23 protein-coding genes are annotated in these 23,424 nt (G+C 70.0%); 11 read left to right on the top strand and 12 right to left on the bottom strand.

Annotated elements, in window-relative coordinates; genetic code table 11:
- The first annotated feature begins 20 nt into the window (after window positions 1-20).
- Window positions 21-584 (top strand): GNAT family N-acetyltransferase, encoded by a 564-nt coding sequence (locus ABIA35_RS11565; protein ID WP_370357832.1) that lies wholly within the window; start codon window positions 21-23, stop codon window positions 582-584.
- A 121-nt stretch (window positions 585-705) separates the two neighbouring features.
- On the opposite strand, the gene ABIA35_RS11560 is transcribed toward ABIA35_RS11565, so the two are convergent.
- The 5 genes from ABIA35_RS11560 to ABIA35_RS11540 all read right to left on the bottom strand — a co-directional run bounded on the left by ABIA35_RS11560 (window position 706) and on the right by ABIA35_RS11540 (window position 4,778).
- Window positions 706-1,374 (bottom strand): TetR/AcrR family transcriptional regulator, encoded by a 669-nt coding sequence (locus ABIA35_RS11560; RefSeq protein ID WP_370357831.1) that lies wholly within the window; start codon window positions 1,372-1,374, stop codon window positions 706-708.
- Window positions 1,374-2,312 (bottom strand): oxidoreductase, encoded by a 939-nt coding sequence (locus tag ABIA35_RS11555; RefSeq protein WP_370357829.1) that lies wholly within the window; start codon window positions 2,310-2,312, stop codon window positions 1,374-1,376. Before ABIA35_RS11555 ends, ABIA35_RS11560 begins: the two co-directional genes overlap by 1 nt.
- 110 nt (window positions 2,313-2,422) lie before the next feature.
- The gene (locus tag ABIA35_RS11550; protein WP_370357828.1) at window positions 2,423-3,025 is read right to left on the bottom strand and encodes a hypothetical protein; all 603 of its coding nucleotides are present in this window, start codon (window positions 3,023-3,025) and stop codon (window positions 2,423-2,425) included.
- 102 nt (window positions 3,026-3,127) lie between these two features.
- On the bottom strand, window positions 3,128-4,105 hold the full coding sequence (locus tag ABIA35_RS11545; protein ID WP_370357827.1) for a DUF2797 domain-containing protein: 978 nt from the start codon (window positions 4,103-4,105) through the stop codon (window positions 3,128-3,130).
- 67 nt (window positions 4,106-4,172) lie between these two features.
- Window positions 4,173-4,778: a TetR/AcrR family transcriptional regulator gene (locus ABIA35_RS11540; protein WP_370334356.1), complete on the bottom strand. Its 606-nt coding sequence runs from the start codon at window positions 4,776-4,778 to the stop codon at window positions 4,173-4,175.
- Window positions 4,779-4,915: 137 nt separating this feature from the next.
- On the opposite strand from ABIA35_RS11540, the gene ABIA35_RS11535 reads away from it, so the two are divergent.
- From ABIA35_RS11535 to ABIA35_RS11525, 3 genes are all read left to right on the top strand, one after another.
- On the top strand, window positions 4,916-6,448 hold the full coding sequence (locus ABIA35_RS11535) for an MFS transporter (RefSeq protein WP_370334355.1): 1,533 nt from the start codon (window positions 4,916-4,918) through the stop codon (window positions 6,446-6,448).
- A 167-nt stretch (window positions 6,449-6,615) separates the two neighbouring features.
- Complete coding sequence (locus tag ABIA35_RS11530) at window positions 6,616-6,981, top strand: VOC family protein (RefSeq protein WP_370334354.1); 366 nt, start codon at window positions 6,616-6,618, stop codon at window positions 6,979-6,981.
- Window positions 6,982-7,016: 35 nt separating this feature from the next.
- Window positions 7,017-8,405 carry an FAD-binding oxidoreductase gene (locus tag ABIA35_RS11525; RefSeq protein ID WP_370357826.1) on the top strand — a complete coding sequence of 463 codons (1,389 nt, stop codon included), beginning with the start codon at window positions 7,017-7,019 and terminating at the stop codon, window positions 8,403-8,405.
- Between the two features lie 131 nt (window positions 8,406-8,536).
- Here the strand turns inward: ABIA35_RS11525 and ABIA35_RS11520 are convergent, their stop codons facing one another.
- Window positions 8,537-9,043: an SCP2 sterol-binding domain-containing protein gene (locus ABIA35_RS11520; protein ID WP_370334352.1), complete on the bottom strand. Its 507-nt coding sequence runs from the start codon at window positions 9,041-9,043 to the stop codon at window positions 8,537-8,539.
- A 101-nt stretch (window positions 9,044-9,144) separates the two neighbouring features.
- On the opposite strand from ABIA35_RS11520, the gene ABIA35_RS11515 reads away from it, so the two are divergent.
- The gene (locus ABIA35_RS11515) at window positions 9,145-9,987 is read left to right on the top strand and encodes a MaoC/PaaZ C-terminal domain-containing protein (RefSeq protein WP_370357825.1); all 843 of its coding nucleotides are present in this window, start codon (window positions 9,145-9,147) and stop codon (window positions 9,985-9,987) included.
- A gap of 76 nt (window positions 9,988-10,063) precedes the next feature.
- The gene (locus tag ABIA35_RS11510; protein ID WP_370334350.1) at window positions 10,064-10,903 is read left to right on the top strand and encodes an SDR family NAD(P)-dependent oxidoreductase; all 840 of its coding nucleotides are present in this window, start codon (window positions 10,064-10,066) and stop codon (window positions 10,901-10,903) included.
- Between the two features lie 81 nt (window positions 10,904-10,984).
- On the opposite strand, the gene ABIA35_RS11505 is transcribed toward ABIA35_RS11510, so the two are convergent.
- Window positions 10,985-12,334, bottom strand: a complete 1,350-nt coding sequence (locus ABIA35_RS11505) for a hypothetical protein (RefSeq protein ID WP_370357824.1) — start codon at window positions 12,332-12,334, stop codon at window positions 10,985-10,987.
- 97 nt (window positions 12,335-12,431) lie between these two features.
- Here ABIA35_RS11505 and ABIA35_RS11500 point away from each other — a divergent pair, with 97 nt between their 5' ends.
- From ABIA35_RS11500 to ABIA35_RS11490, 3 genes are all read left to right on the top strand, one after another.
- Window positions 12,432-14,873 (top strand): UvrD-helicase domain-containing protein, encoded by a 2,442-nt coding sequence (locus tag ABIA35_RS11500; protein ID WP_370357823.1) that lies wholly within the window; start codon window positions 12,432-12,434, stop codon window positions 14,871-14,873.
- Window positions 14,874-14,898: 25 nt separating this feature from the next.
- Window positions 14,899-15,582 carry a DCL family protein gene (locus tag ABIA35_RS11495; protein WP_370357822.1) on the top strand — a complete coding sequence of 228 codons (684 nt, stop codon included), beginning with the start codon at window positions 14,899-14,901 and terminating at the stop codon, window positions 15,580-15,582.
- 151 nt (window positions 15,583-15,733) lie between these two features.
- Complete coding sequence (locus ABIA35_RS11490) at window positions 15,734-16,870, top strand: nitrous oxide reductase family maturation protein NosD (protein WP_370334346.1); 1,137 nt, start codon at window positions 15,734-15,736, stop codon at window positions 16,868-16,870.
- Window positions 16,871-16,906: 36 nt separating this feature from the next.
- Here ABIA35_RS11490 and ABIA35_RS11485 read toward each other — a convergent pair whose 3' ends face one another.
- From ABIA35_RS11485 to ABIA35_RS11465, 5 genes are all read right to left on the bottom strand, one after another.
- Entirely contained in the window at window positions 16,907-17,839 is a 933-nt protein-coding gene (locus tag ABIA35_RS11485) for a PHB depolymerase family esterase (protein WP_370357821.1), read from the bottom strand.
- 9 nt (window positions 17,840-17,848) lie between these two features.
- Window positions 17,849-18,064 carry a hypothetical protein gene (locus ABIA35_RS11480; protein WP_370357820.1) on the bottom strand — a complete coding sequence of 72 codons (216 nt, stop codon included), beginning with the start codon at window positions 18,062-18,064 and terminating at the stop codon, window positions 17,849-17,851.
- Window positions 18,065-18,216: 152 nt separating this feature from the next.
- The gene (locus ABIA35_RS11475; RefSeq protein ID WP_370334344.1) at window positions 18,217-18,633 is read right to left on the bottom strand and encodes a hypothetical protein; all 417 of its coding nucleotides are present in this window, start codon (window positions 18,631-18,633) and stop codon (window positions 18,217-18,219) included.
- A gap of 57 nt (window positions 18,634-18,690) precedes the next feature.
- Window positions 18,691-20,085 carry a sensor histidine kinase gene (locus ABIA35_RS11470; RefSeq protein WP_370357819.1) on the bottom strand — a complete coding sequence of 465 codons (1,395 nt, stop codon included), beginning with the start codon at window positions 20,083-20,085 and terminating at the stop codon, window positions 18,691-18,693.
- A complete protein-coding gene (locus tag ABIA35_RS11465; RefSeq protein ID WP_370357970.1) occupies window positions 20,082-20,897 on the bottom strand; it encodes a response regulator transcription factor in 816 nt (271 codons plus the stop codon). Before ABIA35_RS11465 ends, ABIA35_RS11470 begins: the two co-directional genes overlap by 4 nt.
- A 211-nt stretch (window positions 20,898-21,108) precedes the next feature.
- Between ABIA35_RS11465 and ABIA35_RS11460 the strand changes: the two genes are divergently transcribed.
- Entirely contained in the window at window positions 21,109-22,722 is a 1,614-nt protein-coding gene (locus ABIA35_RS11460) for an IPT/TIG domain-containing protein (RefSeq protein WP_370357818.1), read from the top strand.
- A 140-nt stretch (window positions 22,723-22,862) separates the two neighbouring features.
- The gene (locus ABIA35_RS11455; protein WP_370357817.1) at window positions 22,863-23,096 is read left to right on the top strand and encodes a hypothetical protein; all 234 of its coding nucleotides are present in this window, start codon (window positions 22,863-22,865) and stop codon (window positions 23,094-23,096) included.
- Window positions 23,097-23,424: the final 328 nt, after the last annotated feature.

Below are 23,424 nucleotides of genomic sequence, written 5' to 3'. Positions count from 1 at the left end.
GGACTGACAGGATTGCGGGCATGCAGACCGATCCGATCGTCATCACCGGCCACGGCCTGACCCTGCGGGAGTGGACCGATGACGACGTGCCCGCGATGCCCGAACTCTTCGACGATCCCGACGTGGCGTACCGGACACCGCTGGAGTCGCCGTTCGACGAGGCCGCCGCGCTGCGCTACGTGCGCGGCGCGCAGGCGGCACGGAAGGAGGGCAAACGCCTGCACCTGGCGATCACCCTCGACGGACGGAACCCTCTCGGCGAGATCATGATCGGTATGAAGGCCCCCAGCCTCGGATACGCCGTCGGCACGGCCCACCGCGGACAGCGGCTGGCGACGCGCTCCCTGCTGGTGCTGACCGAGTACGCACACACCAGCCTCAACCTGCCGGTGGTGTACCTGGAGATCGAGGCCGACAACGACGCCAGCGCCGCCGTCGCACGAGCCGCCGGCTTCGAGCCCTGCGACGCCGAGTCCAGCACGGTCACCGACAAGGGGCGGAGCTATGAGCTGTTCAAGTGGGAGCACCGGCGCGGCCCGGAGACGGTCGTCGCGCCCCGGGGCGCGGAAAGATCAAGCCCGTGAGTACGGCTTCTTCTCCATCCGGCACAGGTCGGGTAGGCGGTGAACTGCGGCGCGTTCTGGAGCGGTTCGACGTCGGTGTCGTGGTACGTCGGATGGAGGCCGGGTTCGGCCGGCTGCCGGCCTACACCAGGTTCCAGTGGCCCGTGGACCGGACCGCCGTGGTGCGGTGGAACGCCGGGTCGACACCCGGCCGGCTGACAGCACGCCAACAAGCATCGGCTATCTCATCGAGCTGATCCCCGGTCAGCTCGGCACCGCCCGCGGCGAGGCGGACGGCCGGGCTGAAGGAGAGCTCGTAGATGACGTCGAGGGGCAGCGGGAGCAGGCGCGCGGCGATCTCGGGCACGGCCGCCTGTGCCACGAGCGGGTCGTTCCCGTCGGCGAGCACGGAGCCGTGGGCGGCGGCGCGGTACGGGGAGTGCTCCACCTGGAGAAGGAACTGCGCGTTCTCCGGGTTCGCCTCCAGGTAGCGGTAGCAGGCCAGCCACAGCGTGCGGAAGCGCTCGGCGGCCGGGACGTCCTGCTTCAGGCCCGCCGTGACGGCGGCGCCGAGCGCGGTCTTGGTCTCCCGGTACGCGGCCAGCACCAGGTCGTCCTTGGACGCGTAGTGGGTGTAGGCGGTGCCGGTGGCCACGCCGGCCTCGCGGGCGACGGCGCTCATGGAGGCGCCGTGGAAGCCGTTGCGCGCGACCAGGGTGCGCAGCGCCGCGCGGACCGCCGCCGCCCGGTCGGTCGGCATCCGGTCGGCCGGCATCCGGTCGGCCGGCGCCCCGGAAGCAGGTGCCGCCATCACGCGCCGGCCGGGGTTCGCAGGTCGAGCGCGACTCCGGTTTCCCGCTCGGAGACCTCCCAGAGTTTCGCGATCGCCCGGTCCATCCCGAACCTGCGCAGGATCGGCTTACGGATCGGGGACCCGTTGTTCACGAACATCGGGCCGTAGAACTCGCCGCCCTTGGCCGCCGGATCGGTGGCCGCGCGCAGCTGGGGCAGCGCACCCTTGTCCGGGGACATGCCGGTGCGCTGGGCCAGAGCGTGGAAGAAGCGCTGCGAGGCGCCGCCGCCGGAGCCCTGCACACTGACGGCCTGCAGGTCGGTGTCGGACAGGCCCGGATGCGCGATGAGGCTGGCGGTGCGCGCGCCGGCCCGCTCCAGGTCGCGCTGGAGCCCCAGCCCGAAGTGGAAGTTGGCCAGCTTCGCCTGGCCATAAGCACGCCAGGGCCCGTAGCGGCCGTGCAGGTGCGGATTGCTGACGTCGACCGGACGCCCCTGGTGATGGGCCGTGCTGGTCACGGTCACGACGCGGGAACCGGGCGTGCGCAGCAGGGCGGGCAGCAGGAGCGCGGTCAGCGTCCAGTGGCCCAGGTGATCCACGGCGAACTGCATCTCGAAGCCGTCGACGCTGCGCGTCTCGGCGATCGCCATCACGCCCGCGTTGTTGACCAGGAGGTCGAGGCGCTCGTGCGCGTCCAGGATCCGCGCGGCGGCCTCCTTCACCGACGCCTGCGAGGACAGGTCGAGCACGACCGGCTCCAGGGCGGCGTCCGGCACGGCGGCCCGGATCTGGTCGAGCGCGGCCGCGGCCTTGGCCTGGTTGCGCATGGCCATCACGACGTGCGCGCCCTTCGCCGCCAGGTCCCTGGCGGTCACGAGCCCGAGCCCGCCGTTGGCGCCGGTGACGACGGCCGTGCGGCCGTGCAGGTCGGGGATGTCGTTCGCGGTCCAGCTCATCTCGTACCTCCGAATGAACGTTCATTCAGTCTAGGCGACGGGACGATCGCGGGCAATACGGGCGTGGTTGTGCAGAACTCAGCAGGCAGCGGGCAGGGCAGCGGCCGAGCTCAGGAGGCGCCGCACGCGGCCCGCAGGCCGCCGATGTCGGCGTTGAGCCGGCTGATCTGGGCGGGCGGGACAGGCTCGTCGTCCATCAACGGCCCCACGATGCCCACGAAGTCCCCGGACAGGACATTGTCCTGCGACTTCGGCGGGTCGTCGGCGTAGAGCACGATGCCCGACATCGCCTTGTAGCCGTTGTTCGCGGCTATGTAGCGAGCCCCCGGCGTCGTGGCCGCCGCCCAGGCTTGGTCGAAGGTGTTGATGGCGTCGAAGGATTCGTCACAGCCGAGGGGCCGGACCGCCGGCACGGAGGAAGGCGGGGCCGGCGGCGGCTGCGTCGTCGGCTGCGTAGATGGCTGGGTCGGTGGCTGCGTCGATGTCGATGTCGATGACGACGGCGGCGACGTGCTGGGCGGCGCGGTCGTGACCGGCGGCGGCGAGTAAAAGGTCGGGCTGACACGCACCGTCGACGTGTTCTCCGGCGTAGACGGCGCCGTTCCCGCCTGCGAGGAGGAGTCGTTCGGCGCCACCAACGCGACCAGGGCGATCAACACCCCGGCGATGCCGGCGACGGCCCCGATCGCCTCCCAGTTCCGCGCCTGACCCATCAGCCGCCCCCGTTCGAGGATCGCAGGACTCTCATATCTCTATCAGCCGCTCCGGACCTGGTCCAGCGCGTCGCGGATGACATCCAGCGCGAACCAGTACGCCTAGAACAGCGTCGGCGTGTCGTACAGCAGCGGCCGCCAACGCTCCACCGTCCGCATCCCGGTCGGTCCCGAACCGGCACCGGCCGCATCCGCCGCCGCGTTCGCCCCCGCCATCGGCACCGTGTGCCGTCCGGCGAGCAGCCGCGTGTCGAGCAGCAGCGGCGCGCCGCCGCCCTCGGTCGCCAGGAACAGGTGCTTGCCGATCACCGAGCGCACCTCGCCGGCCAGGCTGCCGCTGTCCTCCAGCGCCTCGACCTCGCGGTACGCCGCCGGAGCCCCGTCGCCGAGCCCGAAGAAGGCGGTGTTGTCGACCAGCGAACCGTCGGGGAAGGTGTCGAGCGTGTGGTCGGCCAGCATCCGCAGCGCCTTGATCCGACCCTCCGTCAGCGCCGAGCGCAGCCCTTCGGTCTCCGGCAGCCCCCACCACGCCTCGACCTTCGCCCGCGAGCGGTACCGCTCCTTGGCCAGCCCGGAGGCCGAGACCGTGAGTTCGGCGCGGCGAGCGGCCGGGAGGGTGCCGGTGGCGATCACCGTGTAGCCGATCGCGCCCTGCTCCAGCAGTCGGGCCACGCCGCGCTGCACGCCGGTGATCCCGACCTTCAGCATGCCGGGCGCGAACCACGCCAGGTACAGCTGGTAGGAGCGGCCGTCGTCGGTGATCCGGTCGCGCGCGACAGCCAGGCCGTGGTCGCGGTTCTGGCAGGCCGGGCACTGCGCCAGGGTCGCCCCGCCGTCGATCTCCGCGTCATCGGCACACGCGGTGCGGCCTTTTCCCGGCGCCGTCCAGCCGACGCAGCGGCGGCGGCCGGACCAGCTCAGGGCCAGGCGCGTGCCCGGACTCAGTGCCTTCAGACGCAGATCACCGCCCTCGACCGAGGTCAGGGCGGGCTTCTCCTCGAACCAGCTCAGGCCGGTACAAAGGCGATCAGGCGCCGGGGAGGGTGCGGGGACTGAGACAGGGTTCGGATTCGCGGACACGTCTTCCATTGTGGGCGACGATAGACCACCGCACCGACAGTCCTTCCGAGGGCTGCTCCCCCGCGGTTCACTCAGCTTCGTCGGCGTCCAGGGCCCGCGGCACCCGCAGCCCCTCCAGCAGCACATCGGCCATCAGCGCCGGGTTCCCGCCGGCCACGATCGCCTGCCCCATCCCGCACATCAGGGCGTCGAAGTCCTCCAGCGCCAGGTCGCCGCGCACCACGCCGGCCTCCTGGGCCCGCTTGACCATCGACAGCTTCCGCTCGTGCAGGTCCTGGCGGTAGTACACGCACTCGTCGAGCTGGTTGTCGGCCAGCACCTGCATCTGGAACGACTCGCGCAGCCCGATGTCCTCGCCCATCACCGTGGCCATGTCCCGGATGAAGCGGCGCAGCGCGCTGGCCGGGTCGCAGTCCTGCATGGTCTGCTCGGCCCGGTTGATCGTGGTCTCCACGCGGTGCTGGACCAGCTCGACGGTCAGCGCCTCCTTGGTCGGGAAGTGCCGGTAGACGGTGCCGACGCCGAGCCCGGCGCGCTGGGCCACCTCGTCCATCTGCAGCGACATGCCGTCCACGCGGAACAGGTCGTCGGCGGCGGCGACGATCGCCTCACGGTTGCGCCGGGCGTCGGCGCGCAGGGGACGGCTCGTGGGCGGCGTCTGCGACAGGACCATGGTTGAACGGTACACCTTCCCCGGATTAACCGGAAGCTGACCTCCGGTTCCACTTGACAACCGGAGGGACGGTTCCGCTACTGTCTCACCTGTTAACCGGAACCGTAATTCACCTTCCGTTTTTAGGGGATGTCTCCATGTCAGCAGCTGCTGCGAACGCAGCCCCGGCCCCGCTCGGCGGCCGTGCGATCAACCGCGGCACGGCGCTCACGCTGCTCGCGGTCACGCAGTTCGTCCTGATCCTGGACGCCGGCATCGTCGGCGTCGCGCTGCCGTCCCTGGTCAAGGGACTGGGCTTCGCACAGGCCGACTTGTCCTGGGTCACCAACGCCTACACCTTGATGTTCGGCGGCTTCCTGCTGCTGGGCGGGCGGCTGGCCGACTACCTGGGCCGCCGCCGGATGTTCATGGGCGGCCTGATCCTGTTCTCGGTGGCCTCGCTGGCCGGCTCGCTGTCCCCGGACCCCGGCTTCCTGATCGGCGCCCGCGCCGTGCAGGGCTTCGCCGCCGCCGTGGTCTCCCCCGCCGCGCTGTCCCTGCTGCTGATCTCCTTCCCGGACAACACCGACGAGGAGAAGGCCGAGCGCAACAAGGCCCTGGGCGTGTGGGGCGCCGTGGCCGGGGCCGGCGGCGCCGTCGGCCTGATCCTGGGCGGCATGCTCACCGACTGGTTCGGCTGGCAGGCCTGCTTCTGGGTGAACGTCCCGATCGGCGTGGCCGCCGCGCTGCTCGCGCCGCGCATCCTGCCGGTGGGCGCGCCCAGCGGCCAGCGCTCCGGGTTCGACCTGGCCGGCGCCTTCACCGTCACCGCGGGCCTGGCCGGGATCGTGTTCGTGCTCGTCAACGCCCAGAAGGTGGGCTGGACCTCGCCGGAGACCCTGGGCCTGGGCGCGGTCGGCGTGTTGCTGCTGGCCGCCTTCGTGGTCATCGAGCAGCGCACCAAGCAGCCGCTGGTCCCGCTGTCGATCTTCCGGCGCCCGGTGCTGCGCGGGGCGAACGTGGCCTCGATGCTGCAGGTCATGGGCCTGATGCCGGCGTTCTTCTTCATGACCCTGTACACCCAGCAGGTCCTGGGCTACTCGCCGCTGAAGTCGGGCCTGTCGCTGGTCCCGATCGCGGTGTCGATCATGATCGCCGCCACCGCCGCCGGTCAGCTGGTGGCCAAGGTCGGGATCAAGGCCACCACGGTGGCGGGCATGGTCGTGATGGCCGCCGGCCTGCTGTGGGTCAGCGGGATGCCGGCCAACGGCAGCTACGTCACCGACCTGCTGCTCCCCCAGATCGTGATCGGCCTGGGCGGCGGCATGGCCTGGGTCGCGCTGACCGTGGCCGGCACCGCCGGCGCCTCGGAGGAGGAGTCCGGCCTGGCCTCGGGCCTGCTGAACACCGCCCAGCAGGTCGGCGGCGCCCTGGGCCTGGCGGTCCTGGCCGCGGTGGCCTCGGCCCGCACCTCGCACCTGCTCGGCACCGGCGACAACGCCGCGCAGGCCCTGTCCGGCGGCTTCGGCACGGCGCTGCTGGTCGGCGCGGGCCTGGGCCTGCTGGCCGCGCTCGCGACGCTGTTCCTGCTGCCCGGCAAGAACGCGATGCCGAAGGTCGACGAGCACGCGATCGAGCTCGCCGAGGAGACCGACCACGTCGCGATCCTGCCGGTGCACGCCGACGCGTGAGGCAGGCGCGGTAGGCACGGTCAGGCAGGCACGGCAGGAACGGTCGGACAGCTGGTCGGACTGCTGGTCAGACAGGACGAAGCCCGGCGGCAGGTACTCCCTGGCGCCGGGCTTCGGCACGTGCTCAGGACAGGCAGCGCCGGGCGGCAGCGGGTAGCGTCCCAACCATGTTCGAAAACACGAAGGCCTTCAGCGGCTTCTCCGTGGACGACATCCCCGCCGCCAAGAAGTTCTACGGCGAAATCCTGGGCATCCCGGTCACCGAGGCCAACGGCATGCTCCGCCTGCACGTCGGGGGCGACACCGAGATCCTGGTCTATCCCAAAGGCGCGGCACACACGCCCGCCGACTTCACCATCCTGAACTTCCCCGTCGACGACATCGAGGCGGCGGTGAAGAGCCTGGGCGACCGCGGCGTGGAGTTCGAGCGGCTGCCCGGCGTCGACGAGGACGGGATCAGCCGGCTGGGCGGGCCGTTGATCGCCTGGTTCAAGGACCCGGCAGGGAACTGGCTGGCGGTGCTCGAAGAATAAGGACAGCCAAGAGTGCCAAGAGTAAGGACACGACGATGTCCGGTCACACCGACGGCGTGTACCCCAACTTCTCGGGACGGGTCGTCACCGCGGCCGATCCCGACTACGACAGCGTCCGCATGGTCTGGAACGGGGCGATCGACCACCGGCCCGCGGCGATCGCGCAGTGCCGGAGCACGCAGGACGTGGCCGCGGCGCTGATCGCGGCCCGCATCCGCGGCCTGGACGTGTCGGTACGCGGCGGCGGGCACAACTTCGGCGGCAACGCCGTCTGGCCGGACTCGCTGACCATCGATCTGCGGGCGATGTCCGCGGTGCGGGTCGACCCCGTCACACGAACGGCGTACTGCCAGGGCGGCGCTCTGCTGTCCGACCTGGACGCCGCCACCCAGGAACACGGCCTGGCGGTGCCGGCCGGCACGGTCAGCCACACCGGCGTCGGCGGCCTGACCCTCGGCGGCGGCTTCGGCTGGCTGACCCGCGAGCACGGCCTGAGCATCGACAACCTGCGCTCGGCCGAGGTGGTGCTGGCCAACGGCCGGATCGTCGAGGCCTCGGCGGACTCCCACCCGGACCTGTTCTGGGCGATCCGGGGCGGCGGCGGCAACTTCGGCGTGGTCACCGAGTTCCGGTTCGACCTGCACCCGGTCGGGCCGATCGTGCAGGTCGGGCTGCTGTTCTGGCCGATCGACCAGGGCGCCGAGGCGCTGCGCACCATGCGCGACACGCTGGACGGCCTGCCCGCCGGCTTCTCCGGGATGCTGGGGGTCGGGATGAACGCGCCGCCCGCGCCGTTCGTCCCGGAGCAGTTCCACCTGGCGCCCGGACACGCGCTGATCATCGTCGGCTTCGGCGGCGCGGACGTGCACGAGAAGGTCGTCGACAGCGTCCGCGAGCAACTGCCGCCGCTGTTCGACCTGGCCACGCCGATGCCCTACACCGCGCTGCAGTCGTTGCTCGACGACGCCGCGCCGCCCGGGATCCTCGGCTACGAGCGGGCGCTGTACTTCGACGGGCTCGACGACGACGTGATCGCCGTGATGACGGAGTTCGCCGGGAGGAAGAGCTCTCCCATGTCCTTCGCCCCGGTGTTCACCCTGAGCGGCGCCTTCGCCGAGGTCGACGACGACGCGACGGCCTTCAGTGGACTGCGACGTCCCACCTATGCCGTGAACCTGGCCGGTATCGCTCCGTCCCCGGAACTGCTGAACGCGGACACGGCGTGGGTCAGGGCGTACTGGGAGGCGCTGCTGCCGTACTCCCGCGGCGCCGGCAGCTACGTGAACTTCATGGTCGAGCCCGACCAGGAGCGGGTCGTCGCCGCGTACGGGCCGGACAAATACCGGCGGCTGGCGGCGATCAAGCGGGAGTACGACCCGGAGAACGTGTTCCGGCACAACGCGAACATCAAGCCGGCGGGGTGACTGTCATATAGGTATGACGGCCATATAAGTGGACCCACGCCTTCGGCGCGCGGACGGCCCCCCGAGGCCCTCCGCGCGCCGTCACGCTCATCAGCACTCATCGGTACTCATCAGCGCTCATCCATGATCGACTACTTGCCGCCCGGAATGGCGAACCACCCCGCCACGTTCGCGGCGAACATCATGTCGCCGCCGACCTTCAGCTTGCCCTTCAAGAACAGCTCGACGCCGCCGGCGGCACCGGTGACCAGGCGCAGGAACGGCACGCCGTCGGCGGTGATGGTGGCGCGGGGGTGCTCGGTGAGCTCCTTGGACGTCGTGCACACGCCGTCCTTGATGGACGCCTGGTAGGTGTCCTTGGTGCCGTCCGGGCCGCCGGTGATGACGAAGTGCACGGCGACGGTCTGGCCCTTGGCCTTGTCGGCGCGGAAGTGGTCGCCCATGCGGCGGAAGATCTCGTCCAGCACCTGGCCGCGCAGCGCGCCGTCGGACAGCACCTCGCGCAGCTCGGCGTCGGAGAGCTGGCCGACCATGCCGGCGAGCTGGTTCGGGTCGGAGCCGGCCAGCTCGATGGGCAGGCCGGAGGTCTGGGCACCGGTAGAGGCATGGCCATCGGTGGAGGCATGGGCGTCGGTCATGGCGGGTGGGTTCCCCTCTGGATCGTTACATCATTCTACGGTACGTTCAGTTGCGTCACAGTGTTCTCCGGCAACGCGGCGTCCGCAAGGGGGCAACGGCAATGAGCTTCAACCTGGAGGCGCTCGGCGTCTGGACCGAGCCGAAGCACTTCACCGTCGGGCAAGAGCGGGTCGCCGCCTACGCCGCGGCGACCAACGACCCGATCCCCGAGCACCGCTCCGGCGACCTGGCCCCGCCGGTCTTCGCGGTGGTCCCGGCCTTCGAGTCCAGCGCCGAGGCGGTCCTGGCGGTGGCCCCGCCGGAGCTGCTGATGATGCTGGTCCACGGCGAGCAGGACTTCTTCTACCACCGGCCGATCACCCCGGGCCTGGAGCTGGTGACGCGCTCGGCGCCGCTGGGCGTCCGCCAGACCTCGGCCGGCGTCGTGGTCGCGGTGAAGTCCGAGACCCGCACCGCCGACGGCGAACTGGTCAACGAGCAGTGGATGTCCACCTTCTTCCGCGGCGCGCAGGACGAACCCGGCGGCGGCGAACAGGCACCGGGCCACGCACTGCAGGAGGCGGTCCGCGCCACCGACCCCGTCGGCGAGGCCAAGCAGCACGTCGACGCCGACCAGACGGCCCGCTACGCCGAGCCCTCCGGCGACCACAACCCGATCCACCTGGACCCGGACTTCGCCCGGGCCGTGGGCCTGCCCGGCATCATCAACCACGGCCTGAGCACGATGGCGTTCGCCTCGCACGCGGTGCTCGGCATGGCCGAAAAGGACCCTCGCAACCTGGAGCGGCTGGCTGTACGTTTCGCCAAGCCGGTCCTGCCCGGGCAGGACATCAGCACCCGGGTATGGGCGGCCGGGAGCCCCGGCGGCTTCGCCTTCGAGACGTCCTCGGACACCGACCTGGTCGTGATCAAGGACGGCCTCGCGGTCTTCCGCCAGTCGTAGTCGCACTCACCAGCAGCATCACCAGCACCGCCAACAGAGCCACCACCGGCACCACCACCAGAGCCAAGGAGCGTACATGGGAGTCCTGGACGGCAAGGTCGCGATCGTCACCGGATCGGCGCGCGGCATCGGACGCGCCACCGCCGACCTGCTGGCCTCGCAGGGCGCCGGCGTCCTGATCAACGACCTCGACGGCGACGCCGCCGCCGAGACCGCGGCCGAGATCGCCAAGGCCCACGGCACCGACACCGCCGTCTTCGCCGGCGACCTGACCGCCGAAGGCATCCCGGAAGCCCTGGTGGCCAAGGCGGCGGACAGCTTCGGCAAGATCGACATCCTGGTCAACAACGCCGGCTACACCCTCGACAAGCCGATCCACCTGATGACCGACGACTGGTTCCAGCGCATGCTGGACATCCACACCGTCGTCCCCTTCCGCACCATCCGAGCAGCCGCCCCCTACTTCCGCGACCCCGCGAAGAAAGAGCGCGAACAGGGCATCGAAGTCTTCCGCAAGATCGTGAACATCTCCTCCGTCTCCGGCACCATGGGCAACGCCGGCCAGGCGAACTACAGCTCCGGCAAGTCAGCAGTCGTAGGCCTGACAAAGACCCTGGCCAAGGAATGGGGCCAGTTCAAAGTCAACGTCAACGCAGTAGCCTTCGGCCACATCGAAACCCGCCTCACCGCCGCCAAGAGCGACGACAACACCATGGAGATCGGCGGCGAAACCGTCCAACTGGGCATCCCCGAAGCCATGGTCGGCGCGACCAGCTTCCTGATCCCGCTCGGGCGTCCGGGGACCCCGGAGGAGGCGGCGGGCGGGGTGTTCTACCTGTGCTCGCCGTGGTCGAACTACGTTTCGGGGCAGGTGCTGAACGTTACCGGTGGGCAGTGGATCGGGATGATGTCCTGAGGGACTGACGCTTTGGGTCGGGGCCGCCTTCGGGCGGCCCCGACCTGCTGCTATCCGTCATCGCACAATGCGGCAGCGTCGTCATGACACCTGGCGCCGTGCCCTGTCCACACGTTCTTGAACTACCGCACGCAGTCGCACATCGGCCTCATAGCGGTTGGCGACAACGCCCCACCAAGGGTGCTCATACTTGGCCAGAACGACTTCGAGCCGCTCCGCCCGCGCCACCTCCAGGTCGACACGCTGCTGGGCGTCGATGACCGCCAGGCCTGCCACGACGTCCAGGCTCGACGGCAGCGCGGCGCTGATTCGCTCACATTCCGCGTCCGCCCGGAGGAAGGCCAGCTGGAGCCGCACCAGTTCGTCGGGGACACGGTCCGGGTCGGTCACTCCCACGCCGGGGCCGTCCGCGAAGGCTCGCGTGAGCCACTCGCCGACGGCTATCCGGTCGCCGGTATCGCGAGGCGCGCGCTTCGTCGCCGGTTTGCCGGGCTCGCCGTAGTGGCACCGCGGGTCGATGGGCTTGGGGACCTGGCAGTCACCCGGCTCGGTCTCCAGCGTCCCGACGCCGGCGTAGGGGTCCACCTCAGTGCGGTCTTGAAGGAACTCGGCCTTGTCGACCGGCGTGACCCACATGTAGTTCCCGCCGCGGCGTGTGGTGGCCGGCCGGTAGAGCGGCACGTACTCGCCCGCGGCGGTCTCGGCCACGAAGCTGTCGAGGTACACGCCTCTGGCCGCGAGCCAAACGCCGTGCCAGTCTCCGCACGACCCGCGCTTCTTCACCGGACACGGCCCGAAGCCCTTCTGGCAGCGTTCCATGCGCAAGGTGCGAACGCCGCCTCGGACGTTCAGCTGCTTGCCCGCGATCTGCCGCCAGTCCGTGATCTTGTCCAGACGGTTCCACGGCCCCCGGTCGATGACCTGCGACCGGTCGTGGTCGACCGTCCACATCGGCGTGATGCCGTGGACCTTGGCAGTCGCGGTGCGCTTGATCGCCGCGGGGCCGGTGATGTGCGAGAACTGGATCTCCCATCCGATGGGACCGCCGTCGCCCCCGCCGACCAGGACGTCCGTACGCCGGGTTCCGTCCGCGGAGACATCCTCGACGTCGGCGGCGAAGCCGGCACGCTGCGCGACGTTCGCTATCCGCTCTTTGAGCGCCTTGTGCTTGGGGCCCTCATTCCGATGCGGCTTCGCACCGCTTCGCCAGTGAGAGGCGATACGGAGACCGTCTCGCACCAGGATGTACATCGCCTCAGGGCACTCCGTGCCGTCGTCATCGTCGATCGCCATGCAGCGCAGAAGACGAGGCCGGGACGGGTCCGGCTTGTAGATCTCTTCCCACAGACCCGGCCGGTCAGGATGTCCGAGGTCGTCCAGTGACAGGTTGATGGCGATGCGGTACCCAGCGTGCCAGACAGTCTGAGTCACACTGCCAGAGTAACTACGAACTCTGACATAAGCGTCGATGTGCGCGTTGCGCCTATGGTAGACCTCTGATTCAGTCGGCGTTGAGGACAGGGTGGGGATGATTCAGGCCACGGCGGAGCAACAGGCGGCTCGCGACGCGTTCGCCTCGGGCGGCGATCTGGCGCTGATCGCGGGTGCGGGAGCGGGCAAGACCTCGACTCTGGTGCTGATGGGTTCGGCCACAAGGAAGCGCGGCCTGTACATGGCATACAACAAGGCCGCTGCCGAAGATGCCCGACGCCGTTTCGGCGGCAACGTCGAATGTCGTACATCGCACGCCCTCGCCTACCAAGCGGTGGGCGTCCGCTACAAACACAGGCTCGAACACTCGCCGCGCCGTCCGGGGAAGGAGACCGCGAGGCTTCTCGGACTCACCGATGCCGTGCAAGAGGGAACGATCCAGATCACCCAGGCCCATCAGGCTCGCCTGGTCATGGAGATGGTCGCCCGCTACTGCCGCACCGCCGATCCAGAGGTGTCGGCTCGGCACATGGCACGCGTCAACGGCCTGGACCCCGCCGCTCAAGACCGCTTGTCCCAGCAGCTCCTTCCGTACGCGCGCCAGGCATGGGAGGACATCTGCGCGCTCGACGGCGTACTGAAGTTCGACCACGAGCACTACATGAAGATGTGGGGGCTGTCCCGCCCGGTGCTCGCGGCCGACTTCATCCTGCTCGACGAGGCACAGGACACCAACCCCGTGGTCGAGGAGGTCTTCCTGGCACAGGACGCCCAACGCGTGTGCGTCGGCGATCCAGCACAGCAGATCTACGCGTGGCGCAACGCACGCGATGTGATGACCGGCTTCCCCGCCGACCACCTCTTCCTGACCGAATCCTTTCGGTTCGGTCCCCCGATCGCCGACGAGGCCAACCGCTGGCTCGCCCACGCCGGCTCCGAGATGCGCCTGACAGGACGAGGGCCGGGAGACAGTGCCGTCCGCGCGCTCGACCGTCCCGACGCGGTGCTGTGCCGGGGCAACGCCGACGCCATGCGCGAAGTACTCACGCATCTGGACCAGGGCATACCCGTCGCGCTCGTCGGCGGCGGCAAAGAGCTCAGACGCCTGGCCGAGGCAGCCATCGACCTGAAGGCCGGGCGGCGGACCAGTCATCCGGAACTGTTCCTGTTCGCGAACTGGGGCGAAGTCCAGGACTACGCCGACAGCGACCCGGAAGCCCAGAGCCTGCGCACCATCGTCAACCTCATCGACAGCTTCGGCCCCGACACCATCATCGACGCGGTGGGCCGGCTGTCGGACGAGCAGGAGGCCCGCGTCATCATCTCCACCGCGCACAAGTCCAAGGGGCGTGAGTGGAACACCGTACGCATCGGTGCCGGCTTCCACGCGCCGTCCTTCGACGAGAACGGGCTGCAGCGTCCGCTGCGTGCCGACGAGGCACGGCTGATCTATGTCGCGGTCACCCGCGCCCGCCACGTGCTCGACCAGTCATCTCTGTCCTGGATCGGCGACTACGAGAAGCGGGCCGTGGAGACCGGCTCACGGCCGAGCACGGAAGCGCTCGCAGGACTCCCGCTCACCGGGCAGCTGAAGTTCTCCGAATCCCCGGTTTCGCGCTTCATGGCCGAGCACCTTCCGCATGTGGGCCCACTGCACGTCCGGTACCTGAAGTTCGCCGCGCCACTCCCGCACCCCGTCCAGCCCATCGACGTCCGATCCCCCGCCTGGCCCGACCTCGGCCACGCGATCGACTACCGCCTACGGCTGTCCCTGGGATCCAGCCTCGGCGACGCCGTGTCCCACGGAGTGACTGCGCTCGGCACGAGGGTGCAGTTGCCAGGCGCACCGGACACCGCAACCCGAACCGCACTCCAGGCCGCCGGTACGGAACTACAGACCCTGCTACGGCATCACCTCGACGGAACATCCTCACTGGATGAGGAACAACTCAGCCGTCTGTGCTTTGTCGCGGCCTCCTACGAAGCCATCTATCGCACTGGACGCCTTCAACGCGGCAACATGCTCCTGGGCGCCACATCGCAGATCACTCTCTCAAAGCTGACCGCGGCGGTACCGGAGTACGCCATCGAAGACCTGGCCCGCCAATTCGCACTCTCGATCGATCCCTTCGCCGCGCTGCGCGCGCTGCCGAGCGGCAAGAAAGTCTGCGGGCCCACCTTCGCAGGAAGCGCCGATCTCGGAGGCGCCGATGCCGACTTCATCCTCGACGGACTCCTCCTGGATTGCAAAGCCACCCGGCACCCCCGCTCGCTGGGGCGCGAGGAGATCTACCAGCTCGCCGGATACCTGCTCCTGGACTACGACGACCGCTATCGCATCAACCGCCTCGGGCTCTACCTCTCCCGCCAGGGCGCGATGATCACCTGGAGCGTCGAGGAGTTCCTGCAATCGTTGGGCTGCACTCGCTCACTGGCCAGCCTTCGCGGCTTGCTCCAGCTCAAGCTGCGTGGGCACCGAACGCCCGCCGGCTTCCCGACCCCCGTCCGACAACGCATCGCTTCGGCGGACTCCGGTTGAAGGAGGACCCATGGTCGCCAAACCCGTGATCATCGGCGACGTCTACTTTCCGCGCAAGGGAGACGCCCAGCAGGCCTGCCGTGATCTGCTCTACCGTTACCCGCCAGGCTCGGTCATCGACGATCCGTCTGATGAGGCCTTCCTCCACGACCTGCTGGAACTGCATCAGGACGCGGCAGGCAAGCGCGGCGTCGGCATCGACCACTTCGAGGTCCGGCTCACCGAGGAGTTCCACCAGCCGGGCTTCTTCATCATCCGCGTCGACGGCACCGTCACGGACTTCAGCTTTCTGCGATGCCTCACCCCGGCCACACACAGGGACCGTGTCCTGACCGCAATGCGCCGCGCCGTCAAGGACCAAGTCGTGGCGTTCAAACAGGAGGCTCTGGCTGAGGACGGGACCGCGGTCTGCGCGATCACCGACGCAGTGGTCACCGCGGCCGACATCCACGTCGACCATCATGACCCCGACTTCCTCGCCCTTGCCCAAGACTACGCAGCCGAACACGGCGGCTTCGAGGCGTTCGGCATCGTCAACGGCGACGGCGTGATCGGGGCGGAGTTCGCGGACCCCGCGACGCGGGATGCCTGGGCCGAGCACCACCGCGATTCCGCACAGTTGCAGATCACCTCGGTGCAGGCCAACCTCTCGCTCCGTCGGCGTCGTCGGCACCCCGGCAGCGACAGGCCCGAAACGCCGCGTGAGTGAGCGTTGGCGGGCTGATTGCCGAGCCGGGGAACGAGGATGCGGACCCATCCGGCCCAACGTCCGTTAGCGAGCGCCGCGGCTGGCCCATAACGTCAGGGAGTCTGAGTCGTCTCAACAGCCGAACTCGCCTATGGCAAGGAGATGGGAAGCAATGCCCTCACGTCGTGCCCGAAGTCTGATGATCACCGGTGCGGGCGTCCTCGCCAGCGGCACGGCGATGGTGGCCGCCGCGCTGCCCGCCCTGGCCGCTTCGGCTTCCGCCTCCAGGTCCGCCCGGATCGTCGTCCGGCCCGGCGGGTCGGTCCAGCGGGCCGTCGACGCGGCGCATGCCGGCGACACGATCGTGCTGCTGCCCGGCGTCTACCACGGAAGCGTCCTGGTCGGCGTCTCGGGCCTGACCATCCGGGGCGCCGGTGCCGCGACCGTGATCACTCCGGCCGCCCCGGCCGGTGCCGCCACGGGATCGGCTCAGGGGGTCGGCGGCGCCGAGCCCGTGGGCGACGACTGTTCGGCTCCCGGCAACGGCATCTGTGTGCTCGGGACGGCCGACCACCCGGTGACCGGCGTACGCATCGAGTCCCTCACCGTCTCGGACTTCCCCCAGAACGGCGTCTCGGGCTCCGGGACCGACCGGATGACGGTGCGCCACGTCCTGGTCAACGGCAACGGCGCGGAAGGCATCAGCCAGGAGAAGTCGACACGCGGCCGGCTGATCGGCAACCAGGCCGTCGGCAACGGCCAGGCCGGGATCTTCGTGACGAACATGGCCAACGGCAAGGGCGGCGCGATCGACACGGAGGGCACCGTGATCGCCGGCAATCGGATGACCGCGAACCGGTTCGGCGCGGACCTGCGCCGGGCCCGCAACCTGGTGTTCAAGAACAACACCGTCACCGGCAACTGCTCGGGGGTCTTCGTCGTCGGCGACGACGGCGTCCCCCGCGGCGGCGACCTGACCATCCGCAACAACCAGGTGAGCACGAACAACGAGTACTGCCCCCCGAAGGACAGGCTGCCGTACCTGCAAGGCATCGGCATCGTCCTCACCGGCGTGGAGAAGACGGTCCTGACCCACAACCGCATCCACGGCAACGTCGGCGCCTCCCCCATGTCCGGCGGCGTCGTCCTCTTCCGCAGCTACAAAGGCGGCCCCGACACCGACAACACCGTCACCGGCAACAAGATCACCGGCAACAAGCCCGCCGACATCGCAGACCGGGACGGCGGGTCCGGGAACACCTTCAGCGGCAATCACTTCGGCAAGTTCGTAGCGTTCAGCCGCCACTGATCCGGGGCGGTCCGGCGAATACACGGCAGTGCCGCCCTAACCCACCTTCGGATGCGCCGCGAAGAACTGCCAGAACACATCCGTCGCGTTCAGCGCCTTCGAGGGCGGATCGGTCCCCAGCAAGGCCTCTTTCACAGGCTTCTGCGCGCTTCCCGGCCACTGGTGGCCTGCGCCGGCGATGCTGATCAGCTCGACGGTGCGCCCGTTCGGGCAGGATGCTGTCGAGGTGGTGAGGGGGCCGGCGGTGGTCTGTGTCGGTGCTGCGCAGGCGTCGGTGGTGCGCCAGGTCGCCACCACGGTTTGGACCGGTGGGCCGTTGATGTGGGCGTAGCCCTGGCCTTCGCCGCCTGCGTAGGGGATGCGGGTGTCGGCGGTGCCGTGGATGTGGAGGACCGACAGGGGTTTCGGGGTGGGGCAGGTGCCCAGGAGGGTTGCCGAGTCGGGGCCGATGGCGGCGAACAGGTTGGTTTCGCAGGCCAGGCGGTAGGCCATGATGCCGCCGTTGGAGATGCCGGTGGCGTAGATGCGGGCCGGGTCGATCGGGATCTCGGCCTGGATGGTCGTCAGCATGGCCTTGATGAAGGCGACGTCGTCGGTGTTCTGTTTCGCCGGGGTGCCGCAGCAGCCGCCTCCGGTGTTCCAGGCGTGGTTCAGGCCGTCGGGGTAGGCCACGGCGAAGGCGTTGTGGTCGGCTTCCTGGTCCCATCCGTAGGCCTGCTCGGCCTGGGTGCCGCTGCCGAAGCCGCCGTGGAGCATGACGACCAGGGGTGCGTGGGCCGGCAGGTTCTGCGGCCGGTAGAGGTGGAAGGTGCGGGTGGCGCCGCCGATCTGGATGCTCTGTGCGGACTTGCCCACCGGGGCGGTGGACGGGGCGGGCGAGGCCGCCGAGTCGCTTTGGCAGCCGGACAGGGCCGTGGCCAGGATCAGGCAGATCGAGGCGACGGCCGTGGCGAAGGGGACTCTTCTCACGGTGCTCCATCACCCGTTCGCGGTCGGGCTGTCGGCGCCGAGCGCCGAGCGGACCGAGGTCGCGGCGCCGCCGACGGAGGCGATGATGCCGTTGAGGCTGTCGATGTCCTGCTGGCCGAGCCGGCCTGTTCCGGAGGTGGTAGTGGGACCAGAACTGGTCGCGGTACCCGAGTCGGCTGCCGAGCCCGAATCGGTCGCAGCCGTCGATGGTGGGATCGACGGCATGTTCTGGTTGGCGACCGCTCGCGGCCGGCACCCGGAAAGGCCCGCGGCCAAGGCCACCGTCGCACACAGCACACCACACCAGCGCGCGCCCCGCGCGCCAACGCCGCCAACGCCGCCAATGCCGCTCATGGCCCGCACACCGCGCACGCCCCTCACGCCGCCGCCCCGAACCCATGCGCCTGGCACCACGACGTCCCGGTCGTGAGCAGCTGCTGCCGCGTCTGGAGTACCGCGCCCTGCTCCTGCCGCAGCGTCGCACGCGTGGTCAGCCAGGAGGCGAGGTTCGCGCGACCGGCGGCCTTCGCCTTCGCCGCCCCGGCGTTGAGCCACGCCACCGAGCCCGGCGTGCTGGCGTCGCCGTTGACGATGGCCAGCAGGTCGGTGACCGTCGGCCCGAGGTCCTTGATGAGCGCGCAATCCCGCGTGGCCGCGGTGCGGAGGTCCGCCGCGCCGCTGCCCGAGCCGGGAGCGGACGTGGGGCTGTCGGCGAACGCCGCGCCGGTCGAGCCCGCGAACAGTCCGGCGGTCAGCACCGCGGCCGCCCAGGTGGTGCGAGACGTGCGAGACATGGGTGTCCCCTTCGGTCGGTGCGGCCGCCCGAGTCCGGCGGCCGCTCGTGACCGAAGTTAGAAGCGCTCTTTGGGAAAACCTTGTGACGGCGACGGTGACGGCAGCCGGACCAGGAACCGGGTGCCGCGCCCGGCGGGTCCCGACAGCGCCTCGACAGTGCCCTGATGCAGTCCGACGACCTGGGCCACGATCGTCAGCCCGAGGCCGAAACCGGGGCTGGCCTCGGAGGCGACGAACCGGTCGAACAGACGTCCGCGCAGCTCCGGCGCGATTCCGGGACCGTGGTCGTCGACCGTCAGGACGAGGGACCCGGGCTCCCGTGCGAGGCTGAGCACTATCGGGCCCGAACCTGGGCCGGGTGCCGGAACGCCGTGGACGGCAGCGTTGTCGAGTAGATTGTCCATGATCATCCGCAGCCCGTCGGCCCAGCCCGCCAGCACCCCCGCGCCGCCCTCGGCCGAGGCGTCCACGCGCGCGTCGTACCGGACGCCGGGATGCCGGCCGCGCGCCGCGTACAGCGCCGTCTCGGCGAGCTCGGCGACGTCCACCTCGGCGAACTGCTCAGGACGCGCCAGCTCGGCCCGCGACAGCGCGCGCAGCACCTCCAGCAGCCCCAGGACCCGGGTGTGCGCCGCCCGCAGGTCGTCCAGCGCCTCACGGCGGTCCGCGGCCTCGGCGCCCGGGTGTTCCAGCACGTCCAGCGCCGTCTGGATCCCGGTCAGGGGCGTGCGCAGCTCGTGGGCCGCCGTCGCCGCGAACGACCGCGCCGCCTGCCAGGCCTCGACGATGCGCATCTCCTGCTCGTCGCGGTGGGCCAGGGCCGCGTCCAGGATCCCGGCGACGTCGTCGATCTCGTCGACGCCGGTCCGCAGCGCGATCCGCGCCCCGGTCCCCGAGCTCACCAAGCGGGCCCGCTCCCGCAACACCGTCAAGGGCCTGATGGTGCGCCGCCCCAGCAGCCCGCCCACCGCGAACGCCACCGGCGAGACGATCAGGGCCATCAGCCACACCCGGCCCCGGAGCCGGCGCACCTTGGCCGACAGGACCGACTCCGGCTCCACGACCCATACCCGCGCCCCGGTCGCCTGGTCCGAGGCCGAGTAGCCGCGCCACTGGCGCAGTCCTTCGTGCACGCTGAACGCGCCGTCGACCGTCGGCAGCCGCCCGGCCGAGGGAGCGTCGCCGACCGTGACGTCCGCGCCGCGCACCGCGAGCACGACCGCGTCGTCCGGGGCCTGCAACGCCTCCCGCACCCGGGACGCCGGGTTCGAGGACTGCGCGGCCAGCGAAGACGCTTGCGGGGCAAGGGTGTCGGCGCGCGTTCGGAGGTACGTGTCACGCTCCGCGCGCAGGTCCGCGCTCTCCCACGGGACCAGCGCGGCGCCGGCCGCGATGATCAGCACCGGCAGCAGCGCCGCCGAGGCCCAGGCGAAGCGGGTCGAGAGCCTCACAGCCGACCCTCCTCCGGAGCGCTCTCCAAGCCGCCCTCCAAGCCGCCGCCTTCCAAGCCGCTCCCCAAGCCGCCGCTCTCGAAGCCGCCGCCCTCCAGCCCCCCGCGCACCGCGAAGCCGACGCCGCGCACCGTGTGCAGCACCCGAGGCCGGCCGTCGGCCTCCAGCTTGCGCCGCAGATAGCTGACCACGGTGTCCACCGCGTCGGACCGCACCTGGAAGTCGTACCCCCACACCCGGTCCAGCAGCTGGTCGCGGGTCAGCACCGCCCCGGCGTTGCGCGCCAGCACCTCCAGCACGTCGAACTCCCGCCGGGTCAGCTCCACCGGGCAGCCGGCGACCGTGACCGTGCGGGCGTCGGTGTCCATCACGATCCCGCACGCCGCGACCACCCCGTGCGGCACCGGGCGCCCGCGCCGCAGCAGCGCCCGGACCCGCAGTTCCAGCTCGGCGGTCGAGAACGGCTTGACCACGTAGTCGTCGGCTCCCGCGGCCAGGCCGGCGATCCGGTCGGTGACGTCGTCCAGGGCCGAGAGCATCAGCACCGGGACGTCGTCGCCGTGCTGCCGCAGCCGCCGCACGACATCGACCCCTGACATCCCGCGCATCGAGACGTCCAGGACCACCGCGTCGATGCCGCCGCCGCCCAGGATCCCCAGCGCCGACTCGCCATCGGCCGCGGTCTCCACGGCGAAGCCGGACAGGCCCAGGGCCCGGCCCAGCCCGCGCCGCAGCGCGGCATCGTCGTCGACCACCAGCAGGCGCCACGTCGCCGTCCGGTCCGCCACGTCCCCGCCCTTCGCCTTCGCCATCGCCTTCGCCATCGCCATCGCCATCGCCATCGCCATCGCCATCGCCCGATGAAGCCACACGCCGCCGTCGGTGACGGACCTGAGCGGCGCTGGATGCTATCCCATCGCCCGAACGGCGTCCCAAGGGCGAAAACCGGAAGGCCGAGAACCAGGATGACGGAGGACCTCAGTCCGAAACCGCATAATCCCGTCCAAACCTGAGGAGCATGAGATGGCGGCCACCCAACAACTCGACAAAGCGACGGCCATGGTGCTGGCCGCGGCCGCCTCCACGGGGGCGACGACGCGCCCCTCGGGGGAGACCCAGCAGCAACAGTGCGAGCGGATCGCCGCCGGCATCAAGCTGCAGCTCGATGCCAACGCACCCGGGTGGGAGGCCGCATGGCTCCTGATGACCCCGACCAACGCGAACCTGGCCTATATCGCGGTCGACAGCGCCTCGAACCAGGTCGCCGTGGTGCTGCGGGGCACCAACGCCAATGTCACCGACACGATGGAGGACTTGGCCGTCGGCACGACCGTGCCGTTCCCGGCGAGCGGGGCGACGACGACGGTCTCGGTGTCCAGCGGCGCCATGGCGGCGTTCACCGAACTCGTCAACACCGAGGCCGCCGCCGTCGGCGGATTCGCCGGCGGAGCGATGGAGCAGGCGCTCGTCGCCACGCTCTCGTCCCTGCCCGAGAACGCGACGGTCTTCGTGATCGGCCACAGCCTCGGCGGCTGTATAGCGACCATGGTCACGCCGTATCTGGTCACCCAGTGCACGCAGAACAAATGGCCGAAGCCGCCGTCGTTCGGGATCCTGACCTTCGCCGCGCCGACCGCCGGGCTGAAGGACTTCGCCGACTACTTCACCGACACCTTGATCGGCAAATCGGTACTGGTCCAGTGCGAGTTCTTCGTGAACGTGTACGACATCGTGCCGCAGGCCTGGGCCACGCTGGGCAACGTCCTGAGCGACCCGAACAACCCGGGCTCCGACAACAAGAACCCGCCCTGGTACCCGAAGGGCACGCAGGTGGTCGGCGAGTTGGCGGACATCGTCAAGATCATCGAGACGCTCCCGGGGAACAACACCTACTACCAGCCCGGACCGAACAACCAGCAGACCCTGAACCTGAACCCCCTCTACGGCCTGTGGGACGAGAAACTGACGGCGAACACGCTCGAGGACTTCATGGGCCAGATCGCGTTCCAGCACGACAACGCCACCTACCTGGCTCTGCTGGGTTCGCCGCTGAAACTCCTGACCCCGCCCACCGTCGACGGCCTGATCCCCACCTCGATCCAGGCCACCACGGGGACGGTCGAGATCGCCGGCACCGGCTTCAAGGGCTTCGACCCCGCCACGAACCTCGGCGTCGACTTCGGCACCTATGCCTGCCCGGCTTCGACGATCACCGTCGTGAACGACACCCGGATCACCATCACCGGCATGCCGCCGGTCTGCGGCGTCGTCGACGTCCGCGTCACCACCCCGCTGGGGACGTCCGCCGCGTCCCCGCTGTCCAAGTTCGCCGTCGGCGGCCCGGAACCGGTGTGGGTCTCCAGCATCTCGCCGACCACCGCCGCCATCGGGGAGACCATCTCGGTCTACGGCCACGGCTTCGCGGAGGGCGCCGCGGTGTTCTTCGGCCCCCACCCGTCGCCGAGCGTCAAGCTCGGCTTCACGGACCCCGAGGGGCCGTACCTCACCGTGGAGGTCCCGGGCGAGGTGCTCAAGCAGCGGCTCGACGGCAAGACCTTCAACGTCACCGTCGCCGTGAACGGATACTCGAGCCCGTCCAGCCCCGCCGACGAGTTCACGTACCCCGCCAAGAACTGAGACCGACCACCGATCCGGCCAAGGGTGTCGCGTTGCGTTCCGGTGACCGGAACGGAACGCGACACCCACGGCTTCTCCGAGCACGCTGGTCCTCGAAAGCACTGCCTTCGAAGCATTCCAGCACCGATCGGAGCAGACCCGTGCGATTCCCGACCAAGCACGCAGCCCTGTTCACCTCCTCGGCCGTCATGGCGCTGCCGGCCATCGTGGATCCGGGCAAGGCGGCGCGCGCCGGCCCGGGACGACGGCGCGGTGGCCGTGGGGCCGTGCGCCCCCAGTGCCTGATCACAAACAGTGTTGCGAACGGCACACTCCTGCGAACCCGGCCGTGCGACACCACCGACCACCACCAGAAGCGGCACTCCGACTTCTGACCAGCCCTTAATGGAGAAGACCGAGCTGAGAGAAGCCCGCCGGGGCCGCCTTCGGGCGGCCCCTTCTCTTTGTGCGTAGACAACAAATTCGTGTGTCCGAATCGTTACGGCGGTTTGACGAGATTCCGGCCACAGCCCTCTGGCGCGGACCCCTTCGCGCCCCATAGTTTTCGACTCTCCAAAAGAGCATTTCGTTGGCCGCCCTGACAGTGACGCGTGAGGACCGTCCCGCGTCAACGCCGTACGCAACGCCACCTGCTGTACGGATCCCGTGCCAAACCGCGGAATCCGTCACGGAACCAACGGAACGACATACAGACAACGGCGT

It is taken from the genome of Catenulispora sp. MAP12-49 (genome assembly GCF_041262705.1).
Classification (GTDB): domain Bacteria; phylum Actinomycetota; class Actinomycetes; order Streptomycetales; family Catenulisporaceae; genus Catenulispora.
This window is presented reverse-complemented; position numbering and strand designations above follow the sequence as displayed.

Excerpts from the sequence above, each read along its gene's own strand:
- ABIA35_RS11565 (WP_370357832.1), top strand. The coding sequence starts at position 21 with ATGCAGACCGATCCGATCGTCATCACCGGCCACGGCCTGACCCTGCGG.
- ABIA35_RS11560 (WP_370357831.1), bottom strand. The coding sequence starts at position 1,374 with ATGGCGGCACCTGCTTCCGGGGCGCCGGCCGACCGGATGCCGGCCGAC.
- ABIA35_RS11555 (WP_370357829.1), bottom strand. The coding sequence starts at position 2,312 with ATGAGCTGGACCGCGAACGACATCCCCGACCTGCACGGCCGCACGGCC.
- ABIA35_RS11550 (WP_370357828.1), bottom strand. The coding sequence starts at position 3,025 with ATGGGTCAGGCGCGGAACTGGGAGGCGATCGGGGCCGTCGCCGGCATC.
- ABIA35_RS11540 (WP_370334356.1), bottom strand. The coding sequence starts at position 4,778 with ATGGTCCTGTCGCAGACGCCGCCCACGAGCCGTCCCCTGCGCGCCGAC.
- ABIA35_RS11535 (WP_370334355.1), top strand. The coding sequence starts at position 4,916 with ATGTCAGCAGCTGCTGCGAACGCAGCCCCGGCCCCGCTCGGCGGCCGT.
- ABIA35_RS11530 (WP_370334354.1), top strand. The coding sequence starts at position 6,616 with ATGTTCGAAAACACGAAGGCCTTCAGCGGCTTCTCCGTGGACGACATC.
- ABIA35_RS11525 (WP_370357826.1), top strand. The coding sequence starts at position 7,017 with ATGTCCGGTCACACCGACGGCGTGTACCCCAACTTCTCGGGACGGGTC.
- ABIA35_RS11520 (WP_370334352.1), bottom strand. The coding sequence starts at position 9,043 with ATGACCGACGCCCATGCCTCCACCGATGGCCATGCCTCTACCGGTGCC.
- ABIA35_RS11515 (WP_370357825.1), top strand. The coding sequence starts at position 9,145 with ATGAGCTTCAACCTGGAGGCGCTCGGCGTCTGGACCGAGCCGAAGCAC.
- ABIA35_RS11510 (WP_370334350.1), top strand. The coding sequence starts at position 10,064 with ATGGGAGTCCTGGACGGCAAGGTCGCGATCGTCACCGGATCGGCGCGC.
- ABIA35_RS11500 (WP_370357823.1), top strand. The coding sequence starts at position 12,432 with ATGATTCAGGCCACGGCGGAGCAACAGGCGGCTCGCGACGCGTTCGCC.
- ABIA35_RS11490 (WP_370334346.1), top strand. The coding sequence starts at position 15,734 with ATGCCCTCACGTCGTGCCCGAAGTCTGATGATCACCGGTGCGGGCGTC.
- ABIA35_RS11480 (WP_370357820.1), bottom strand. The coding sequence starts at position 18,064 with ATGCCGTCGATCCCACCATCGACGGCTGCGACCGATTCGGGCTCGGCA.
- ABIA35_RS11475 (WP_370334344.1), bottom strand. The coding sequence starts at position 18,633 with ATGTCTCGCACGTCTCGCACCACCTGGGCGGCCGCGGTGCTGACCGCC.
- ABIA35_RS11465 (WP_370357970.1), bottom strand. The coding sequence starts at position 20,897 with ATGGCGAAGGCGAAGGGCGGGGACGTGGCGGACCGGACGGCGACGTGG.
- ABIA35_RS11460 (WP_370357818.1), top strand. The coding sequence starts at position 21,109 with ATGGCGGCCACCCAACAACTCGACAAAGCGACGGCCATGGTGCTGGCC.